Source organism: Burkholderia sp. AU27893 (assembly GCF_002223205.1).
Taxonomy (GTDB): Bacteria; Pseudomonadota; Gammaproteobacteria; order Burkholderiales; family Burkholderiaceae; genus Burkholderia.
Map to the genome: position 1 here is coordinate 336,572 of NZ_NKFD01000005.1, position 21,461 is coordinate 358,032.

The window sequence follows — 21,461 nt, forward strand, 5'->3', positions numbered from 1 at the left end:
CTAGATACGTTCGATGCGTACCTCGACTGAATCCCTGGGCACCGTCAAGCGCGTGCGGCCGAGCAGTGCATCCGCGGGCGCGGTGCCGTCCGGGTTCAACGGCTTCACCTTGTTGAACGTGACGGAAAAGTATTCCGGCGTGACGGTGGCCGATGCATAACCCTGCGCGTCGTGGTCGGCGTGGCACAGATCGGGGTTGTTCGCCGTCAGGAAGCGGTCGAGCCTGGCCGGGGTCGCCACGATCGACGCGAGCGGTGTGCCGTTCCATGCGGCTTTCAGGTACGTATAGAAGGACATGCTGCTGATGCCGGCGCAGACGAAATCGACGATGACCGGCACCCCCGTCGCGGGATCGGGATCGTCGCGCACGACGCCGCCCTGAAAGGCATGCAGGTCGCCGGTGATCGCGACGACGTTACGGATCCCGTGCTCCCTCAGGTATGCGAGCAGTTCGTGCTTGTGCGCGGGATAGCCGTCCCATGCGTCGCAATCCACCACGAGGCGGGCCGCCGGCGCCGCGGGTGCGCCCGGCATCACGAACCACAGACGGTTCAACATCACTTCGTTGCCCCAAACTTTCCAGGTGGCCGGCGAGTCCTTCATCAAGGTTTTCCACCATCGTGTCTGCTCCGGGCCGAGCATCGACGGCGGGCGGCCGAGCTGCCGCGTTTCGCGCGCCTCTTCACGTTGCAGTACGTCCTGCTTGACGAAGTAGCGCGAGCCGGCTGCGTCGTCCCCATGCACCGGGTCGTGCCCGTGCGCCCGTGCGACAGCGGCCTCGCTCACGACGTGGTCGTCGCGATAGAGCCGCTCGTCCGTCATCACCAGATGCATCAGCATGCCGAAACGAAAATCGCGGTAGATGCGAATGTTCATGTACGACGGATTGTCCGGCTCGAAGCGCACATCGTCCCAATCCACTGGCATGTATTCCGCCCACGCGCGACTGGCGTTGCGGCGCCGCTTCGTTTCCTGCCGCTCTTCGTTGGTGTAGACCTGATGATCCTGCCAGCAGTCGTCGGAAAATTCGTGGTCGTCCCAGATCGCAATCATCGGCAGGCGCTGGTGCAGCGTCTGCAGGCGCGGATCGGTTCGATAGGTGCGATAGAGCGTCCGGTAGTCGTCGAGCGTGTCGGCATACGCGCGGCCGTCCGCGAGCACCTTGCCGCCGCTCAGGTGCGGCGGAGGATGCGCCGGTTCGGCACGGCCGGGGGGAGCGGTCCCGACCGTTTCATAGATGTAGTCGCCCACGTGCGCGATGAAATCGAGGTCGCGCTCGTCGGCCAGCAACGTCATCGCTTGCCAGTGGTTGACGCTCCAGTCCTGGCAGGTGAGCCACGCGAAGCGAACCCGTTCGTTGGCCTCGTTTGCCGCCGGCGCGGTGCGCGCGACACCCGTCATGCTGACGTCGTCGCCGGCGACGAACCTGTAGTGGTAGGTGGTCTTCGGCGAGAAGGCCGTCACCTTCGCGCGCACGGTGAAGTCGTAGAGGGCCAGCGCCCGCAACGGGACGCGGGCGACGAGCGTCGAGAAATCCGCCCGCGTCGACACTTCGAGTCGCAGCGGGATCGCGCGCGCAACGCCTTTTGCATCGTGCTGCACGCCGCTGGAGACCGGAACGCATCGCGTCCAGAACACGATGGAGCGATCGCGCGGATCACCGCTGGCAACACCTTGCGGGAATCGAAGGAGGGGCTTGCGCACGGGGCTGCCCCGCAGGGGCGCCGGTGAAACGTCGTGCTTGACGGCGGCGGCGGCCGCAATGGTAAAAAAAGCCGACGACTTGAGGAAAAGGCGACGATCCATTGATCCTCCCGATCGACATCCCGTGGATGCGGGAAGCGCCGCGGCGGGCGCCTGCTTCTCGCGCCCGGCAGCTTGCCACCGCTCCCGCCGCGCGCGGCAGGGGAGCAATCGCTCTGGAACGTTACTGCGAAGCACGACGACCGGAAAGTCGTGAGAACCCCATTTCGAATGCCCGCACGTCATCTGGCGGAAGGCTCCTGTCCGCAGGAACGCGTCTTGCTGGATACCGGGCAGCAAACTGGGGGAGTGAGCAATGCACATCGGCCACAGCGTCGGCAAGGCGGCCGCGTGGCTTGCCGTGAGCGTCGCCCTGGCGCTTGCCGCACTGGTGATCGTCATCGTGACGTTCGACTGGAATCGAGCCCGGCCCTGGATCGATGACAAGGTGTCGGACGCGATCGGACGGCAGTTCGCCATCAACGGCGACCTGCAGGTCGGGTGGCGTCGGCCCGCGAGCGAGCACGGATGGCGCGCGTGGGTGCCCTGGCCACGATTCATCGCACACAATGTCACGATCGCCAACCCCGATTGGGCGCGCACGAAGTATTTCGTCACGCTGGACGCGATCAGTTTCGAGGTCGAGGCGCTGCCGCTGCTGGCACGCCGCATCGTGATTCCGGCAATCGATCTGGTCAATCCGTCCGTCGACCTCGAACGCCTGAAGGATGGGCGAGCCAACTGGACGTTCAAGTTCAAGCAGTCTGCCCAGTCGGGCCGATGGGCGCTCGACCTGCATGAGATCGCGTTTGCCCAAGGCAATCTTGGCTACTACGACCAGCAGAAGCAGTTCGACCTGAGCGCGGTGATCGACACGCTTGGCCAGCCGATCCCGTTCGACGCGGTAATGAAACAGCAAGAGGCGCTGGCGCACCACGAATCGGCACGGGCCGTCGGCCCGGCAGGTCAGAAGAAGCTCGCGGCCCAGGCACACGCGGGTGCGGCGCAACCGGTGGTGCCTGCATCGGGGGCCGAAGCGGCGTCACGCGCATCGGCAGCGGCTTCGCAAGCCCTGGCCGCGGCTTCGCATGCTGTTGCGACGACATCCGGCACCGCGATCGCGCCGGCTGCATCAGGCCCAGTGGCGAGTTCGAACGCCCGCGCAACCGCCGCACCGGGCTCGGCGTCGTCGTTGGCCTCGACGGCCTCGGCGCCCGCGGCCACCACCGGCGTCGGCACTTACACGATCGGCTGGACCGTCAAGGGAACCTACAAGAAGGGCAAGGTCGCCGGCACGGGCAAGATCGGCAATTTGCTCGACGTGCGCGGCGCGCAACGTCCGTTTCCCGTTCAGGCCGATTTGCGCTTCGGCGATACGCACCTGGCGCTGGTCGGCACGCTGACGGACCCGTCTCACCTGGCCGCGGTCGATCTCCGGCTGTGGCTGGCGGGCACCAGCATGGCGAAGCTGTACGACGTCACGGGCATCACGCTGCCCGAAACCTCGCCCTATGCGACCGACGGCCGGTTGGTCGGCCAGTTCCGGGCGTCCGGGAACGTCTTCAAGTACGAGAACTTCACGGGACGCGTCGGCGGTAGCGATCTCGGCGGCACGCTGGTGTACGTGTCGCGCGAACCGAGGCCGTTGTTGTCCGGCACGCTGGAGTCGAGGCTGCTGCAGTTCTCCGACCTCGCGCCGCTCATCGGCGCCGACACGAATGCCAGCAAGGCGCGGCGGGGCGCCGCGGTCGCCCAGCCCACGAACAAGGCGTTGCCGGTCGAGACATTTCGCACGGACCGCTGGAAGAAGATCGACGCCGACGTTCGATTCACCGGTCGGCGCATCGTCAAGACCGCGAGCCTGCCGATCACCGACCTGTCGACCCATCTCGTGATGCGTGACGGCGTGCTGACGCTCAACCCGCTGAACTTCGGTGTCGCGGGCGGGACGCTGGCGTCGAACATCCACCTGGACGGCAGCGGCGTACCGCTCAAAGGGCGGTTCTCGCTGCAGGCGCGGCATCTGAAACTCAAGCAACTGTTCCCGACCTTCACGGTGATGCAAACGGCCCTCGGCGAGGTCAACGGCGATGCCGCGCTATCGGCCACCGGCAATTCGCCGGCGGCGCTGGCCGCGACTGCCAACGGCGAGGTGAAGACCTTGGTGACCGACGGCACGGTGAGCCTCTTGCTGATGGAAGCCGCGGGGCTGAACGTCGCCAACGTGGTGTACGAGAAACTGTTCGGCACACGTGACGTCAAGATCAACTGCGGCGTAGCCGACTTCGTGGCCACCAACGGCGTGCTCGACTCGCGCGTATTCGCGCTCGACACTGAGGATGCGGTGATCGGCATGGACGGCAACGTGAACCTGCGGGACGAGACCATGAATCTGACGATCCATCCGCATACCAAGGGATTCCGGGTGATATCGCTCCGCTCGCCGCTGTACGTCACCGGATCCTTCAAGCAACCGCACGTCGGGGTGAAGGCGGGCCCGCTGATCGCGCGGGGCGGCGCCGCGGTCGGGCTGGGCTTGCTGAACCCCTTCGCCAGTCTGCTCGCGCTGCTGCAGCCGGGCCGCAGCCGTCCGTTGCCGTGCGGGCAGATGCTGGCCGACATGGAGCGGCGCCCGACGGCGCCACCGCCGGGTGTCCGGCAGAAGACGAAGGCCGCGCCGGCGTACATGAATGCGCCGTCGGCGGCTTCCTCGGCTTCCGCGCCAGTGGGTGGCGAACTTCGGCATGCGAAGTGAGTGTGGTGTGCGATAGCAACGCGGATGCTTCGCGCCGACGTGGGTGCAGCCAGCGCGCGTCGTCGATACGCAAGCGTCGCGGACGCATCGGCGAGGCCGCCTAGACGGCCCCGGCAAAGGTGCGGCGCAGGCCGACCGCGGCCTCCCATTGCGCGCCGATTGCCGTTTCCAGCGCGTCGCGGGACCGCAGGTGCGCGTGGCGTGCGGCGAGCACATCGCTCATGTCGGCCTGGCCTGCGTCATACAGTCTGGCTGCATTGCGGGCGGCGACCTTGCCGGCTGCCTCGGCGCGCTGCCACTCCTGCATCGAGCGATCCGATGCGGACCATCGGGCCAGGCTCGTCTCGACGTCGACGAGCGCCGCCAGCATGGCCTTTTCGTATTCGGCCATCGCTTCCTGCGCGCGTGCATCGTGCACCGCGACGTTGGCGCGAATCCGGCCGCCATCGAGGATGGGCAGCGTCACCGACACGCCATAGCCGACCGCCACGCGAGGCGCGGCGCCGTCGCCGACCGCGGCCAGTCTTTCCTTCGTTCCGGCCCACTCGATCTGGAGGCGCGGATAGACCTCTTTCCGGGCAGCGCCGGCACGGGCGAGCGCGGCGTCGAGCGCACGCGCCTGACGCTGCACGTCGGGCCTGCGCTCGAGCAGCGTGGCGGGCAACACCGTCGCGGGCGGCGCGGGCAGTGCGGCCGGCACGGCTTGCGCGCCGAGCTCGGGCGCCTGGGGGCTGCCGACGAGCAGCGCGAGCTGATGCAAGCGCACCCGGTGTTCGCCATCGAGCTGGGCAAGCGACGCCTGTTCCTGCGCCAGTTCGGCACGCCAGCGCTCGACATCCAGCGCCGTCACCTGGCCCGCGGCGAATTTGCGCGCTGCCACGACCGCCTGCCTTTGCGCAACCTCGAGCGCCTCGCGCTTGAGCGCGGAGCGCCGCTCCAGCGTGCGCAATTCGAAGTAGGCGGTACTGACGTCCGCGGCCAGCGCGATGCGGGCCGCGCGGAGCGCATCGCGAGCGACGGCGCTGTCGGACCGTGCGGCGTCCACCAGCAACGCACCGCGCCCGAACAGATCGACTTCCCACGCGGCACGCAAGCCGACGCCGCTGCGCTCCGCACGCGGATCGACGCTGTTTTCGCGCCCGCGCTCGCCGCGCACCATCGCATCCAGCCGCGGGCGGCGCTCCGCCTCGGCGCTGTCGCCGAGCGCGCGCGCCTGCGCGAGGCGCGCCGCGGCGATCTTCAGGTCGCGGTTGGCATCGAGCGCGCTGTCCACGAGCCGATCGAGCACCGGATCGCCAAAATCCCGCCACCACATGTCGCCGACGGTGCCCTGGTTCCCGGGGGACGTTTCGGCCCATTGCGAGGGCGCCGTAACGGCGGGCGTCGTGGCGACGTGGCTGGGCGGGGCGGTTGCACAGCCGCCGAGGGCGAGTGTCGCGGCAACGGCAAGACAGGTCAGCGCTCGGTGCGCGGAAACGGGGCGGGAAACAGCGGTCGGCATGGATTTACCTTGAGTCTTGACATGGAGTTCGTGAAACTATACTGTACGTATAGTTAAGTTTCAATCCCAAGGAGATGCACCATGTCGACTTCCGAGCGACGAGCCGGCCGCAGCAGTTCACGCGACCGTCTTCTCGATGCCGCGGCCGAGCTCGTGGCCAGCCAGGGTATCCAGAACCTGACCATTGAAGCCGTGGCCGCTGCCGCGAAGGTCACGAAAGCGGGCCTTGTCTACCATTTCAAAACGCGCGACGACTTGCTGGCTGCGCTGATCGAGCGGGTGGTCGGCGAACTGGACATGCTGGACCTGCGGGCGCAGGAGGCACGTGACGCGCGTGAGGCGGACGCTTCCGCGAAGCCGTTGAAGTCGTCGATGGCCGAGCTGTCGAAGCTGACCTTCGACATGCCGGAAGACCGCCGCCTGCTGCTGGCCAACCTGCTGGCCGCCACGTCGTTGTATCCGCATCTGGCCGGTCCCGTGCGGGATTTCTTCTCGCGCAGCTATGCACGGGTTGCGCAAAGCGGCCCCGATGCGGGGCAGGTGCTCGCGCTGGTCGTCGCCCTCGACGGCATCGCCCTGCTCGAAGTGCTCAACCTGCACCGGTTCACGCCCGAGCAGCGCCAAGTGTTGCGCGACACGCTGGAAAGCGCGATTCGCAAGCTTCCCTGAGCTCCCTCATTCATTTCGAAGGTTTTACGATGCATTCCCGTTCCATGCCTCAAGCGGGCAGGCTGGTACTCTGCGCGCTCGTCTCGGCAACGCTGCTGTCGGCATGTCAGCCGTCCGCCGCGCCGGTTGCCGACGTTCCGCGGCCCGTCAAGGTCGAAGTGGCCGGCGGTGCCGGCCAGGCACATGCCGACACCTTCGTCGCGACGCTTCGCGCGCGCCAGCGCACCGACCTCGGCTTCGAGTCGTCGGGCCGCGTCGTCGCGATGCTGGTCGACGTGGGCGATCGCGTCCGCGCCGGGCAGGTGCTCGCGCGACTGGACGAGTCGCCGGCACGCTGGCGGCTCGACAAGGCGACGGCCGATCGTGCCGCCGCCGCCGCGACCCTGGCCGAGCGTCGCACCCACCTGCGTCAGCAGGAGGAACTCGCCCGCGACGGAATCATTTCCGCGCCCGCGTTGCAGGCCGCACAGGCGTCGCATCAGCAGGCCGCGAGCCAGCTGGGTGTCGCGGAGGCCGCGGTGGCGAGCGCCCGGCGCGATCTCGCGTTCACGCGCATCACGGCGCCGTTCGACGGCGAAATCGTCGCACGTCAGGTCCAGCCGTTCGTGGATGTCGCCGCAGGCCAGCGCGTGCTGCAGATGGAGGCCGGCCGCGCGCTGGAAGCCGTCGTGATGCTGCCGGACACGATCGCCGCGACGCTTGCACCCGGCGCCGAAGCCCACGGGGTCAGCGGCACGGATCGCGTGACGCTGACCATGGAACGGCTGTCCGGCCGGAGCGACAACGGTTCGCTGGTGCAAGCCATCTTCCGGGTCCAGGGTACCCCTTCCGGGCTGCGCAGTGGCGGCGTGCTGTCCGTCGCGCTGCCGCGCGGCGACGCGCATGACATCACGCTGCCGGCGGCGGCCGTCATGGCCGGCACGGAAGCCGGCCGAGGCAGCGTCTTCGTCATCGACGGCGCCAGCCAGACGCTGAAGCGTCGCGCGATCCGCACGGACGACCAGCTGCTTCCGGGCGGGCGCGTCGCCGTGACGCAAGGCCTGCGCGCCGGCGAGCAGGTGGTGGTCGCGGGGACGGCCGTCCTGAACGAGGGCCAGTCCGTCGTCACGTATCGGGCGCAGACCCTTCTACAGGGAGCGCGCTCGTGAAGCTGACCCAGGCCGCACTCAATTCCAGCCGGCTTACCTTCTTTGTCGCGCTGCTGATTCTCGTGACCGGCGCGTTCACGTTCCTCACGTTCCCGTCCCAGGAGGAACCTTCCACGACCGTTCGCGACGCGCTGGTGTTCGTCGCGAACCCCGGCGTGCCGGCCGAGCGGATGGAGCAGCTCGTCGCCCGGCCGCTGGAAGAGCGCCTGCGTCAATTGAACGAACTGAAGCACGTCGCGAGCACCGTGCGCGACGGCAGCGTGATCCTCCAGGTTTCGTTGCGTGAAGACGTGCATGCACTGATGCCGGTGTTGCAGCGCATGCGCGCCAAGGTCGAAGAAGCGGTGCCGCTGTTCCCGGCCGGCACGCTGCCTCCGCAGATCGACGACGACTTCGGTCGCGTGGCGATCGCGTCCATCGCGGTGACCGCGCCGGGGTTTTCGATGAGCGAGATGCGCGAACCGCTGAAGCTGCTGCGCGAAGGGCTGTACCGCGTGCCCGGCGTGCAGGGCGTCAGCTTTCATGGGCTGCAGGAGGAGCGCGTCTATATCGAATTCGACCGCGCCAGAATGGCGGGGCTGCATTTGTCCACCGCGTCGGTCATGCAACAGCTGCAGAAGCAGAACGTGGTGCAGTCCGGCGGCCGGCTCGTGGTGTCGGGCCTGAACAGCGCGGTCGTCAGCTCCGGCGAAATCCGCTCGCTGCAGGCGCTGCAGGATTTCACGCTCACTGTGCCGCCGGCCGGCACGCGCGCGGACGCCGCGCCGGGCACCGTGCGCCTGGGCGACATCGCGCAGGTGCAGGTCCGGCCCGTCGACCCGCCCGAGTCCGCGGCGATCTACCGCGGCGAAGACGCGGTCGTCCTCGGCGTCTCGATGCGCAAAGGCCAGAACGTGAAGGCGGTCGGCCAGGCGCTGCGCGCGCGTCTGGACGAATTGAAGCAGCAGTTGCCCGCCGGTTTTTCGCTCGACTACGTGACCTTCCAGGCGGACGTGGTCGAGCGGGAAATGGGCCGCATGAACCAGGTGATGATCGAGACGATCGTGATCGTGATGATCGTCGTCGTGCTGTTCCTCGGCTGGCGCGCCGGCGTCGTGGTGGGCGGCATCGTGCCGCTGACCATCCTGGCCACGCTGCTCGTGATGCGCTCGCTGGGCATCGAACTGCACATCGTGTCGATGGCCGCGATCATCATCGCGCTCGGCTTGCTGGTCGACAACGGCATCGTGATCGCGGAGGACGTCGAACGCCGCCTAGCCGCGGGCGAGGAGCGCCGTCACGCGTGCATCGAAGCAGGCCGTACGCTCGCGATCCCGCTGCTGACGTCATCGCTGGTCATCATCTTCGCGTTCTCGCCGTTCTTCTTCGGCGACACCGCCACCAACGAATACCTGCGCCCGCTCGTGGTCGTGCTCACGCTGTCGCTGCTCGGGTCGTGGCTGCTCTGTCTGACGGTGACGCCGCTGCTCTGCTATTTCTTCCTGAAATCCGGCCATCACGGCGAAGGCGATGCGCACGAGCACGATGCCGACGCGACGGTCAAGCAAAGCCGCTTCTACGGTGCCTATGCGCGCCTGATTCGCCGCGTCCTCGACCACAAGGGGCGGTTCCTGGTCGTGATGACTGCGTTGCTGGTCGGTGCGCTCGCGATCCTGGCCACGCGTCCGGCCGGGTTCCTGCCGGCTTCCGACCGGCCGCAGTTCCAGGTCGAAATCGAGCTGCAGCCCGGGAGCGATGCGCGGCTCACGCGCGACGTGGTCCGCGACCTGAGCCGTTGGCTCGACGATCGCAAGCGCAATCCCGAGGTGACGACCAGCATCGGCTATGTCGCCGACGGCGGCCCGCGTGTCGTCCTGGTGCTCAATCCGCCGCTGCCTGCGTCGCATATCGGCTACGTCACGGTCAGCGTCGCGAAGCCGCAGGATCTCGACGCCGTGATCGCCCGAACCCAGGCGTGGATGACGCAACACCATCCCGAGGTGCGAACCGATGCGAAACGCTTCTCGCGCAGCGCCCACGACGCGGGCACGGTGGCGTATCGCGTGTCCGGTCCCGACGAAGCCGTGCTGCGCGAGATCGGCCGCAAGATCCAGGCGGCGTTGCATACCCAGCCGGGCATCGTGCAGATCCACGACGACTGGGGGCCGCGCGTGCCGCGTGTCGACGTCGAGATCGACCAGAACAAGGCACGGCGCCTGGGCGTCAGCAGCGAGGACATCTCGACGGCGCTGGCCACGCGCTATTCCGGCGTCAACGTGTCGGTGTTGCGCGACGGCGATACGCTGGTGCCGCTGGTCGTGCGCGGTGCGCAAGCCGAGCGCACGCGGCCGGAAGATCTCGCCAATACGCTGATCCATCCGGCTGCGGGCGGCGCGCCGGTTCCGCTGTCCGCGGTTGCGACAGTCACGTTGAATACCGAGCCGTCGACGATTCGACGCCGCGACCTGATGCGCACGCTCACCGTGAAGGGCCGCAATACCCACGGCACCGCGCAGCAGGCGGTCGATCAACTCGCGCCGGCCATCGGCCGGATCGCGTTGCCGCCGGGGTACCGGATCGAGCTGGGCGCCGAAATCGAGGAGTCCGCCGAGGCCAACGTGGCGCTCGGCGAGTATCTGCCGCACGCGGTGGTCGCGATGCTGGTGCTGTTCATCTGGCAGTTCGGCTCGTTCCGCAAGCTGCTGCTGATCGTCGGGATCATTCCGTTCGCGATGATCGGCGTCGGGCCCGCACTGATCATCGCCCGCGAACCGTTGGGCTTCATGGCGAACTTCGGCCTGCTGTCGCTGGCCGGGATCATCGTCAACAACGCGGTGCTGCTGCTGGAGCGTATCGAGGTCGAGCTGGCGGCCGGCAAGTCGCGCCGCGAAGCGGTCGTCGCGGCGGCCGTGGCGCGCCTGCGGCCGATCGTGATGACCAAGCTGACCTGCATCGCCGGCCTGATTCCGCTGCTGCTGTTCGCCGGCACGCTGTGGACCGGCATGGCCGTCACCATCATGGGCGGCCTGCTGCTCGGCACGTTGATCACGCTCGGCATGGTGCCGGTGCTGTATGAACTGCTGTTCAGCGACAGGCTGTCCGGCTGGAGCCGGAAGTTCTTCGGTTCCGGCGCTGTCGATGCGCCCGGGAAATGTTGAAACGGGTCGCCTGACCCTTTAGCGCCCGTCGATGCGGGCGCCTTGGAAACCCGGGGGCGACCAACAGCACGAGGTCCTCCCGGTGGCTGGCGGTTGCCGGCCGTTTATGAACGAGGTCGCGAGACCTGCCTCTTTTTTGAATGGAGCTTCACGAATGAACAAGACGTTGATCGCTGCAGCAGCTGCAGTATCGTTCTCCACCGTCGCATACGCGCAAAGCAGCGTCTCGCTGTACGGCGTGCTGGACGCAGGCCTGACCTATCAAAGCAACGTCCAGACCGCATCAGGCCAAGGCAAGTCGCGCTTCTCGATGGGGTCGGGCATTGACCAGAGCCGTTTCGGCCTGCGTGGCTCGGAAGATCTCGGTGGCGGCCTGAAGGCAATCTTCACGTTGGAAAGCGGTTTCAACCTCGGCAACGGCAAGTTCGCGAACGGCAACGGCGGCATGTTCAACCGCCAGGCATTCGTCGGTCTGTCGAGCCAGTACGGCACGGTCACGCTGGGTAAGCAATACGACGCGACGCAAGACTACCTGGCGCCGCTGACGGCAACGGGCTCGTGGGGCGGCACGTACTTCGCACACCCGCTGAACAATGACCGCCTGAGCACGAACGGCGACGTCGCGCTGAACAACACGATCAAGTACACGAGCGTGAACTATGCCGGCCTGCAATTCGGCGGCACGTACTCGTTCTCGAACAGCACGAACTTTGCGAATAACCGTGCGTACAGCGCCGGCGTGTCGTACCAGTTTGAAGGCCTGAAGCTGGGTGCGGCGTACTCGCAAGCTAACAACGCTGGCCTGTCCACGTCGGGCGCGGTGAACCCGTCGGTCGATTCGATCAATGGCACTGCATACGGAATCCAGGGCCGCAGCCGCACGTATGGCATCGCGGCAACGTATGCATTTGGCCCGGCACTGGTTGGCGCGGCATGGACGCAATCGCGCCTCGACAACCAGACGAACGGTGCCGGTACGCTGCGCGCCGACAACTACGAAGTCAACGCAAAGTACAACCTGACGGCGGCACTCGGCCTGGGCGCAGCCTATACGTATACGAATGCGAAACTGAACGGCAACAGCACGCACTGGAATCAGTTCGGCGTGCAAGCCGACTACTTCCTGTCGAAGCGTACGGACGTCTACGCTCAGATGGTGTACCAGCGTGGTACGAAGGGTGCCGGTTTGGGGTCGTCGATCTACAACGGCGATATCAACGCGTTCCCGAGCTCGAAGGTCAGCCAGACTGCCGCGACGGTCGGCCTGCGTCACCGCTTCTAAGCGTCACGCGGGTCGTCCTGCATGAGCTGAGTAAACGTACACGATGTGCGTTTTGACGGACGCCACGAGCAACCTCGACGAACTTCGACACCGATGGCCCGGGCTTCGGCTCGAGTATGGCATCGACAAGTCCCGCGTCGCAGCCTCGTGCAACTACCAAGTTGCTGCAAGCGTCCCTGTATGGTCAAATGACCATATCAATTGACCAATTTTGGCGTAGCCCCCCTGATTCGGAAGTCGCGTCTCGGGGGGGCATGAGTTTGCCTGCCAGGCAGGGTGCGACGGAGGCGAAACAAACAGGATGGTGGCCGTCGCCCGTCAACGGTCTGCCGACGACGTGATTCACGGCGTCGCTGACTGGCGGTCGACCACGCAGCCCTATCGTTGCGACGAGGGATGAGTCTCGCGGGTTCGAGGCGTCCCGGCATATTCACGCGCGTGATGAGGAGGTTGGCGTCGCGCAGTTATTCAAACGGGACAGAGGAGATTGGGTATGGAAAGGATCTGGCTTGATGCCTATCCGCCGGGCGTTCCGGCAGAGATTGATTCCAGCGCGTATCGAAACATCAGTGCATTGATCGAGCAAAGCTTCAGCAGGTTTCACGCGAAGCCGGCGTTTGCGTGCGATGGAAAGCAGATCACCTATGGTGAACTCGACAGCATGTCCGCAGCACTGGCCGCGTGGCTGCAGTCACGCGGCCTCGAGCGGGGTGCGCGGGTCGCCATCATGATGCCGAATGTGCTGCAGTACCCGATCTCGATTTGTGCAGTCCTGCGCGCCGGCTACGTCGTCGTCAACGTCAACCCGCTCTATACGCCCCGCGAGCTGCAACACCAGCTGAATGACAGCGGCGCGGAGGCGATCGTCATTCTCGACGGCTGCACGGCAACGCTGGATGCAGTCCTTGCGCACACGCAGGTGAAGCATGTTCTGGTGGCCGCGCAGGGCAACGCTCGCGGCGCGGAACAGAAGCCGAGCCCGTATGCGGCATTTGACGATGCGATCGAGGAGGGACGTCGGGGCACATTCGTACCGGTTTCCCAGTCGCCGGACGATGTCGCTTTTCTCCAATATACGGGCGGGACAACCGGGGTGTCGAAAGGCGCGACGCTGTTGCATCGGAACATCGTCGCGAATGTATTGCAGTCGGACCTCTGGCTCAAACCGGCTCGCGATTTGCGCCCTGACGTGACGCAGCTCGTCACGGTGGCGGCACTTCCGCTCTATCACATCTTTGCGCTCAATGTTTGCTGCCTGTTGACGATGCACATGGGTGCGCTTTCCATCCTGGTGCCGAATCCGCGGGACATCGGGGGGATGATCGAGTCGCTCGCCGGATACAAGATCACAAATTTTCCGGGCGTCAACACGCTCTTCAACGCGATGCTCCATCATCCTGAATTCTCGCGCCTCGATTTCTCCAATCTGCTGCTGGCCAGCGGTGGCGGGATGGCCACGCAAGAAGCCGTCGCCAGGCGCTGGAAGGAGATGACCGGCGCGACGATCATCGACGGATACGGGCTGTCCGAGACATCTCCTTGCGTCGCGATCAATCCCGTGACCGGGAGTGAGTTCAACGGCACCGTCGGCCTGCCGTTGCCCTCCACGGAAGTGTCGATCCGGGACGACGACGGCAACGAATTGCCGCCCGGCGTAGCCGGAGAGCTGTGCATTCGTGGTCCGCAGGTGATGGCGGGTTACTGGCAGCGGCCGGACGAGACCGCGAAGGTGATGACCGCGGACGGCTTCTTCAGGTCGGGTGACATTGCGTCGATCTCCGAAGCGGGCTTCGTGCGAATCGTCGATCGCAAGAAGGACATGATTCTCGTGTCCGGTTTCAACGTCTACCCGAACGAGATCGAAGAAGTCGTCGCCAACCATCCCGGCGTATACGAGGTCGCGGCGATCGGCGTACCCGACGAGCATTCCGGAGAGGCCGTCAAGCTGTTCGTGGTCAGGAAAGATCCGGCGCTGACGTTCGAAGACCTGATGGCGTTCTGTAAAGGCCAGCTGACGGGTTACAAGCGCCCGAAAAGCATCGAGTTTCGCGACAGCCTGCCAAAGAGCAACGTCGGGAAGATCCTGCGGCGCGAGTTGCGGGTGCCGAACCATTGACGTGATCGACCGAGGTGATGCCGGCAGATTGAGCGGTCGGCATCACCCGCATCTTAACCGGCACGCGAATGGAAGCACGGAAAAAGTCCGGCGCGCGTCGGCGCCTGGTGCGATGGCGCATCAGGCGCGCTTGCGATACAAGGTTCGCTCACGCATCCCCGGATAGGTCTGCAAGGCCCGCAAGAGCGGGGCTGCCGCCCCATTCGCTCTGCGGGTAAAGGCGCGCTCCGTCAGACGACTTCGAACAAGCCGGCCGCACCCATGCCGCCCCCCACGCACATCGCTACGACGACGTAGCGCGCGCCGCGTCGTTTGCCCTCGATCAGGGCGTGTCCGACCAGGCGGGCGCCCGTCATCCCGTACGGATGGCCGATCGAAATGCTGCCGCCGTTGACGTTGTATCGGGCCGGATCGATTCCCAGCTTGTCGCGGCAGTACAGCACCTGGCAGGCAAAAGCCTCGTTGAGCTCCCACAGTCCGATGTCGTCGACGGTCAAGCCATGAAGCTTCAGGAGTTTGGGGATCGCGTAGATGGGGCCGATGCCCATCTCCTCGGGCGCATTGCCGACGACGGTCATGCCGCGATAGATGCCCAGGGGCGTTGCGCCGATCTGCTCCGCGGTCTTGCCGTTCATCAGCACGCAGGCGCTTGCGCCGTCCGACAGCTGGCTGGCGTTCCCGGCGGTCACCACGCCACCGTCAACCACCGGTGCGAGCGCGGCAAGCGATTCGAGCGTCGTGCCGGGACGATTGCCCTCATCCTGCGAGAGCGTGACTTCCCTCCGCCACGTTTCGCCGGTCGCTTTGTCGACGACCAGCATCTGTGTCGTGATCGGGACGATTTCGTCCGAGAAGCGGCCTTCCTTTTGCGCGGCGGCGGTGCGCAGCTGGGAATCGAGCGCGTACTGATCCTGCACGTCCCGAGCGATCCCGTACTTGCGGGAAACGAACTCGGCGGTCTCGAGCATCGGCATGTAGGCGGCCGGTTGCACGGCCAGCACGTTGGGATCCTGGTCGGCGCGCGTCCACTCGAAGTAGCGCGTCTGTACCGCCGAAATGTTTTCCTGGCCGCCCGCGACCACCACCTGCATTCCGTCGCACATGATCTGTTTGGCGGCCGTGGCGATCGCCATCAGGCCCGACGCACATTGCCGGTCAAGCGTTTGCGCGCCGACCGAAGCAGGCAGCCCGGCCGCCAGCACACCTTGGCGGGCGACATTGTTGCCGGCGGTTCCCGCGTTGAGCACCGAGCCGATGACGGCGTCCTCGATGCGATCCGGTTCGATCCCGGCGCGCAGCACGGCATGCCGGATCGCGTGACCGAGCAGGGTGGGGGAGTGCGTGAGGTTGAATGCACCACGATAGGCCTTGCCGATCGGCGTGCGCGCGGTGGAAACGATGACGGCATCAATCATATGACATCCTCATGAATTTAACGGAAGCAACGAAACGGAGGCTGCGCGCACGGGTCAGAACCAGTGCTCGGGCATCGTCAGGGGCGTGGTTTCCACGGGATCGAGCACCGCCAGCCACGCGGCCACCTTGGGCATTTCCCACCCGAAGAAGTAGTCGCACGCGGCGAGCTTGCCGCGATGGAAGTCGCTCCCGGCGGGGCCGCTTTCGAGCGTGCTGGCCACGATCGCCTGATCGAGCCAAAGCCAGCCGACGACGACATGGCCAAATGCTTCGAGGTAGGCGGCCGCATTCGCCAGCTGGAGCTCCGGGTCGTCGAGCCGGTGCAGCTCGGCGGTGACGAGTCGGATGCGTTCCCACGCGCGTTCGAGCGTGTCGGCATGGTCATGGAGCGAGCCGATCGACCGGGCCTTGAATACCGTCTCGGCGATTTTCCGGTCGAGCGTATTCATCGCGGCGCCGCCGTTTGCGCGTGTCTTGCGACCCAGCAGGTCGAGCGCCTGGATACCGAATGTGCCTTCGTGTATCGGGTTGAGCCGATTGTCGCGATAGAACTGCTCGACGTTGTATTCGCGTGTGTAGCCGTAGCCGCCGTGAACCTGAATGGCGAGATCGTTGGCGACGAGACCCCATTGGGACGACCAGCTCTTGACGACGGGCGTGAGCAGGTCGAGCAGGCCATGCGCGTCTTCGCGATCGCCGGCGTCTTCTTGCGAATGGATATCGTCGCTCAGTCGAGCCGCATACAGGCACAACGCGAGTGCACCCGACACATAGGCCTTTTGCGCCAGCAGCATGCGCCGGACGTCGGCGTGACGAATGATGGGCGCTTGTCCAGCTGCGGGCGATCGGTCACCGCGTGTCCGGCCCTGCAGGCGCGTTTTCGCATAATCCAGCGAGTGAAGGTAGCCGGTATAGCCGATCGCGGCGGCGCCGAGGCCGACCGAGATGCGCGCCTCGTTCATCATGTGGAACATGTAGGCGAGGCCTTTGCCGGGTTCGCCGACGATCTCCCCGATCGCGCCCGCTTCGCCTTCCGGGCGGTAGCGACCCTCACCGAAGTTCAGCAGGCAATTGACGGTGCCGCGGTACCCCATCTTGTGATTGATGCCGGCGAGGACGACATCGTTTCGCTCGCCGGGCAGCCCGTCGGCGTCGATCAACTTGCGCGGGACGGTGAAGAGCGATATCCCTTGAACACCCGGCGGAAGCTGGCCGTTTTCGTCGGGAATCTTGGCCAATACCAGGTGGACGATGTTCTCTGAAATCTCGTGATCGCCACCGGAGATCCACATCTTGTTGCCGAACAGGCGGTAGCGGCCGTCCCGGCTCGGAACCGCGCGCGTGCGGATATCGGCAAGACTTGAACCGGCTTGCGGCTCCGACAGGCACATCGTGCCGAAACATCGCCCTTCCGCCATGGCGTTGACGTAGGGCTCGACCCGCTCGCGCTCGCCGTGGGCCATCAGCAGATTGGCGTTGGCGATCGTGAGAAAGGCGTAGCCCGCGGTTCCCGGATTGGCTGCGAGCAAATACGCCATGCCGGCCCGCTCCACGGTGCTGGGCAGGCTCATGCCGTTCCACTCGTTGGGGAACGACGCGCTGATCAGCCCGGCGGCCGCAAATGCACGCAATGCGACACCCACTTCCGGGTTGATGGTGACGCGTTCTCCGTCGAATGCGGGTTCGTTGCTGTCGTTCTTCTTGTTATGCGGTTGGAAGAGATCCGTGGCAAGCGATTCGTACACATCCAGCACGGACGTGTAGTCGAAGCGGTCCTGCCCGGCAAATCGTTGCCGGCGCGTAAGCGATTCGACCTGCAGCCAGTCGAAAAGAATGAACTCCACGTCGCGACGGGAGAGGGTGAGTTCGCTAGTCATGGAATCGAATGAGTGAGTGTCGGGTGTCTTGGCGCGATTTCGACTGTCTTCAATAAATTCTGGAATGCGAAATTAATAGTGCGAAGCGATCGCGCTCGGAAACACTGAAGGACATCATGGGGTGATCGGCATCGGCCACTCCGCCACGACATCGGAGGGATCGGTCATGCCTATCCGGAGGCGGTATGCATGGAGCGATTCGCGTGGCTTTCAGTGGGACGGCAAGTCCATTTCAATGTTGATCAAATGACCAGGTCATGTGGACGATGAAGTTAGCATGGTGTTCAGCGACGGTCGATCGTGGTTAACCCGTCGCTTTCCGAGGCGTGCCGTCATTGAAAGACGTGGGGTCGATTCGACGTAGTCATGCGGCGTGTGATCAACCCCCGGTTCCGGTCGGAACTCGACCGGAACCGGGGTGAAGGACGCAAGGAAAACAGGGCACAGGCCAGGATCGAAGTACGTGTCGCATCCGCTCCGGAAAGCGGTGGCGGGGCAGATCAGCTGTCTGCCGCAACCGGACGCGACAGGATCCCGTCACCGTCACGCAAACACGTCGGCAACATATCTGCCATGCTCCCGCTCCATCGTGTCGATCCACGCGCTGGCGCTTTCGTCGTTCGCTCCCGTTGCCTCCTGATAAATGCGGGCAAGCGTGGCGCGTACGGCAGGCGCCATGTTCTTTCCGTCCCCGCAGACGAAGACGGTGGCGCCTTGCGCAAACAGTGCGGCGATCTTCTCGCGCTCCAGCCAGACTTTGTCCTGAACGAACCGGGCACCTTCCTCCGGGCGGTTCGAGTAAGCCGGCATCACTTCGACCACACCGCATCGTGCCCATTCGTCGAGTTCGTCGCGATACAGAAAGTCGACGTCGGGGTCATCGATGCCGAAGAAGAGCAGCGACTTGCCGACGTTTTCCCCTTGCTGCTTCTGTAGTGCGCGCTCTTGCAGAAAGCCGCGGAATGGAGCGATGCCGGAACCGGCACAGATCAGGATCATCGGAAGGCCGGTCTCGGCGGGTGGCCGAAAGTGCGCATTCGATGGCCTGACTGCAACGGACAGGCTGTCCCCGGTGTTGAGTCGCGCGAGATACGACGACGCCACCCCTTCATGGCGACCATTGCCGGAGAGCGCCGGTGCATCGACCACGGCTACCGTCAGCGTGACATGATCTGCTTTCCAAAGCGGGGAAGACGAGATCGAATACTGGCGTGCTTTCAGCGCGGGCAGCATATCGAGGAATTTTTCGAGCCGCAGATCGACGGATCCGAAGCGTTCGAGCAGATCCATGACGGTGGTCCGCTTTCCGAGGATTTCGCCTTCGAAATCGTCGGCGCTCAGGCGCTCGAGCTCGACCTTCTCGGGAGGGCAACGCGTGGCGGCAGCCAGGGTCGTTACTTGTGATCGGGTGGCAGGAACGGCGAGTTCGACATAGCTCGAGAACAGGTCGCCACAACTGATGGGCTGGCCGAGCGGGAGGCGCGGATTACTTGACGTGCCTTCAATCACCACCGGCGTGTCCCAGCTCACGCGAAACCGGCGCAAGACGCGATCGACGTTGTTTTTCGAGTTGCGCGGCAGAACGGCCAGGTAATCTCCCGATCGATACGTCATCGCTTCCGGCAGTTTCAGTTCGATATGCTTTTTGGAGCGGCTGCCGGCCACGCTGATATCGACCAGTTCCCTGTTGTCGACGATGGACGCGTGCGCCATGTCGCCGAAGTTCAGCAATTTTTCACGGGTGTTCTCGGCGAAACTGACTTTCAGTGCGGTATCGCCAGGTTGCACGGTCGAGACTTCCTTCCCGGCGCTGATCGCAAATCGGTCCCACATTTCGGTGTACCAATTGTCAAATTCACCGAAGAAGTCGCCACCGGAATCGAGTTCGCCTCTGACGTGCACTCTCGTGGCACCGGCCTTCTCGAGCGCCTCATCGACTCGCTTGGGAATCGCCTGGTAGGTCCGTGCCCATTGTTTGTTGCCGCACCCGAGCACCGAAAAATGAACACCGTGAAGCGCGCCTTCTTCGAGTGCTTCGACATACGGGACGAATGATCGGGCGTTGTCGGGCGGCTGTCCTTCGTAGGAAGCGGTGACGATCACGATGGCCGGATACCCGTCGAGTTTTCCCGCGAAATCGTCGAGGGGCGCACACGTGGCGTGAAATCCGTGCCGACTCGCGTCTCCTGCAATGCGTCTTGCAAAGGATTCGGCGGAGCCCGTATTTCCCCCGAAGAGGACGAGCATCGTCGACACATCTTCGCCGGAAGGGGCCGACTGAACCGGGGCGACGCTCGGGCTTTGCGCGCTCGGGCGGGCGCGAACGGCCGTATCGGGCACTTTGAGCGCACCCCGGGCCCGCGGTTTCACGTTGATCCGGAAACCGGTCGGCTTCAGCGTAAGCGTTTCGGCGACCTCCAGCTCGTAGTCCGGATCGGCGAAAGAGAAATCGAATCGCTGAAGCAGCATGATCAGGACGAGATGCGCTTCCTGCATCGCAAACGGGCGGCCGATACAGGCACGCGCCCCATTGCCGAAGGGCTTCCAGGCATTGGGCGGGAGTTGCTCCGCATTCTCCGGGGCAAATCGCTCCGGACGAAACGCCTCGACGTCCTCGCCCCAGACGCTCACATCCCGATGCAACATGGGCGTCAGGATCATGATGATGTCGTCGGGAGAAACGGCATATTTCCCGCCGAACGTGGTGTCGGCGAGCGGCGACACGGCGAATGCCGGCGCGGTCGGCCAGATTCGCAACGTCTCCATGAGGATGTGTTCGATGTAACGCAGTCGCGCGAGATGCTCGATCCGCGGGGTCTCGCTGCCCACCACCTCGTCGACCAGGTCCCGTGCTTTTTGCAGGATGTCCGGGTTCTTGAGGAGGAAATAGGTGGCAAAGGACAGGAGCCCGCTGGTCGTTTCATGTCCGGCGATGAGAAAGGTAATCATCTGGAAGACGATGTTCTCGTCATCGAGTTTTTCTCCCGTCACCGGATCGACGCCGTTCAGCATTCGGTCGAGCAGGTCCATCGACGCCTCGCTGTCGTGCGGGTGCTTGCGCCGGTCCTCGATCATCTTGGTCGCGAGCGATCGCATGACTTCGATGTCGGCGTCGAACTTGCGACTGCGATTGATCATCAGCTTCGACACCAGTTTGGGTCGCAACTCGCGCTTTCCGGCCTCGCTGAGGGTGTTGACCATGGCATCGACAAACGGATGCTGATCTTCACGGTAGAAGCTGTTGAAACGACAATCGAACGCACACAGGGCAATCGTATCGAGCGTCAGTCGCGTCATGTGATCGGACACGTCGACCGGCGTCTCCGGGCCGAACCGCTCCCAATGGAGAAACATCTGGTCGGCGATGTCGACCATTTTGTCGAACATCGACCAGATACTGAGCGGGCCGAACGCCTGCATCAGCACACGATGCGCCTTGGCCCAGTTCGGTTCGTCCCCGAATGCCGTAAATAACCCGTCGCCGATCGCAGGCCTCAGTTCGAGCAGCGACTGGTGCACGCACTTCTGAAATCGGCTTTCATCACACACTTCATTCACGAGTGTTTGGCCGCTGACAACGTAGTAACCTTGGCCGAACACCTCGAACCAGTAGACCGGCCCGTACTTGCGCGCGAGATCCATCATCTTGGCAAGCGGAGACGGCCCGAGGACCTCCATCAGATGACCGATGACGGGTTTCAGGGGCGGCTGGGGGACGAGGGATGAGGATTTCATTTCAATAGCCTTTCAGAGGTATGTCGACGCATCACATCTCAATCTATTGAACGAATGTAAAATAGACAAAACCACGTGTCCA

The 21,461-nt window shown here is 64.7% G+C and carries 11 protein-coding genes; 6 read left to right on the forward strand and 5 right to left on the reverse strand.

The window, feature by feature from the left end:
• Positions 1-1,806, reverse strand: coding sequence for an alkaline phosphatase (locus CFB47_RS33800; protein WP_089463818.1), 1,806 nt, complete (start codon positions 1,804-1,806; stop codon positions 1-3).
• Positions 1,807-2,059: 253 nt separating this feature from the next.
• Between CFB47_RS33800 and CFB47_RS33805 the strand changes: the two genes are divergently transcribed.
• Positions 2,060-4,498, forward strand: coding sequence for an AsmA family protein (locus CFB47_RS33805; RefSeq protein ID WP_089463819.1), 2,439 nt, complete (start codon positions 2,060-2,062; stop codon positions 4,496-4,498).
• Between the two features lie 100 nt (positions 4,499-4,598).
• Here the strand turns inward: CFB47_RS33805 and CFB47_RS33810 are convergent, their stop codons facing one another.
• Positions 4,599-5,999: a TolC family protein gene (locus tag CFB47_RS33810; protein WP_089463820.1), complete on the reverse strand. Its 1,401-nt coding sequence runs from the start codon at positions 5,997-5,999 to the stop codon at positions 4,599-4,601.
• An 81-nt stretch (positions 6,000-6,080) separates the two neighbouring features.
• Here CFB47_RS33810 and CFB47_RS33815 point away from each other — a divergent pair, with 81 nt between their 5' ends.
• From CFB47_RS33815 to CFB47_RS33835, 5 genes are all read left to right on the forward strand, one after another.
• Entirely contained in the window at positions 6,081-6,668 is a 588-nt protein-coding gene (locus CFB47_RS33815) for a TetR/AcrR family transcriptional regulator (RefSeq protein WP_089443989.1), read from the forward strand.
• 44 nt (positions 6,669-6,712) lie between these two features.
• A complete protein-coding gene (locus CFB47_RS33820) occupies positions 6,713-7,816 on the forward strand; it encodes an efflux RND transporter periplasmic adaptor subunit (protein ID WP_256946822.1) in 1,104 nt (367 codons plus the stop codon).
• Positions 7,813-10,953 carry an efflux RND transporter permease subunit gene (locus CFB47_RS33825; protein WP_089463822.1) on the forward strand — a complete coding sequence of 1,047 codons (3,141 nt, stop codon included), beginning with the start codon at positions 7,813-7,815 and terminating at the stop codon, positions 10,951-10,953. The genes CFB47_RS33820 and CFB47_RS33825 overlap by 4 nt, the downstream gene beginning before the upstream one ends.
• A gap of 154 nt (positions 10,954-11,107) precedes the next feature.
• On the forward strand, positions 11,108-12,235 hold the full coding sequence (locus CFB47_RS33830) for a porin (protein ID WP_089463823.1): 1,128 nt from the start codon (positions 11,108-11,110) through the stop codon (positions 12,233-12,235).
• 493 nt (positions 12,236-12,728) lie between these two features.
• Positions 12,729-14,351, forward strand: coding sequence for an AMP-binding protein (locus CFB47_RS33835; RefSeq protein ID WP_089463824.1), 1,623 nt, complete (start codon positions 12,729-12,731; stop codon positions 14,349-14,351).
• A gap of 230 nt (positions 14,352-14,581) precedes the next feature.
• Here the strand turns inward: CFB47_RS33835 and CFB47_RS33840 are convergent, their stop codons facing one another.
• The 3 genes from CFB47_RS33840 to CFB47_RS33850 form a co-directional block, all read right to left on the reverse strand.
• Positions 14,582-15,766: an acetyl-CoA C-acyltransferase gene (locus CFB47_RS33840; protein WP_089463825.1), complete on the reverse strand. Its 1,185-nt coding sequence runs from the start codon at positions 15,764-15,766 to the stop codon at positions 14,582-14,584.
• A 54-nt stretch (positions 15,767-15,820) separates the two neighbouring features.
• Entirely contained in the window at positions 15,821-17,644 is a 1,824-nt protein-coding gene (locus tag CFB47_RS33845; RefSeq protein ID WP_089463826.1) for an acyl-CoA dehydrogenase, read from the reverse strand.
• A 543-nt stretch (positions 17,645-18,187) separates the two neighbouring features.
• The gene (locus CFB47_RS33850; RefSeq protein ID WP_089463827.1) at positions 18,188-21,379 is read right to left on the reverse strand and encodes a cytochrome P450; all 3,192 of its coding nucleotides are present in this window, start codon (positions 21,377-21,379) and stop codon (positions 18,188-18,190) included.
• Between the last annotated feature and the right edge of the window lie 82 nt (positions 21,380-21,461).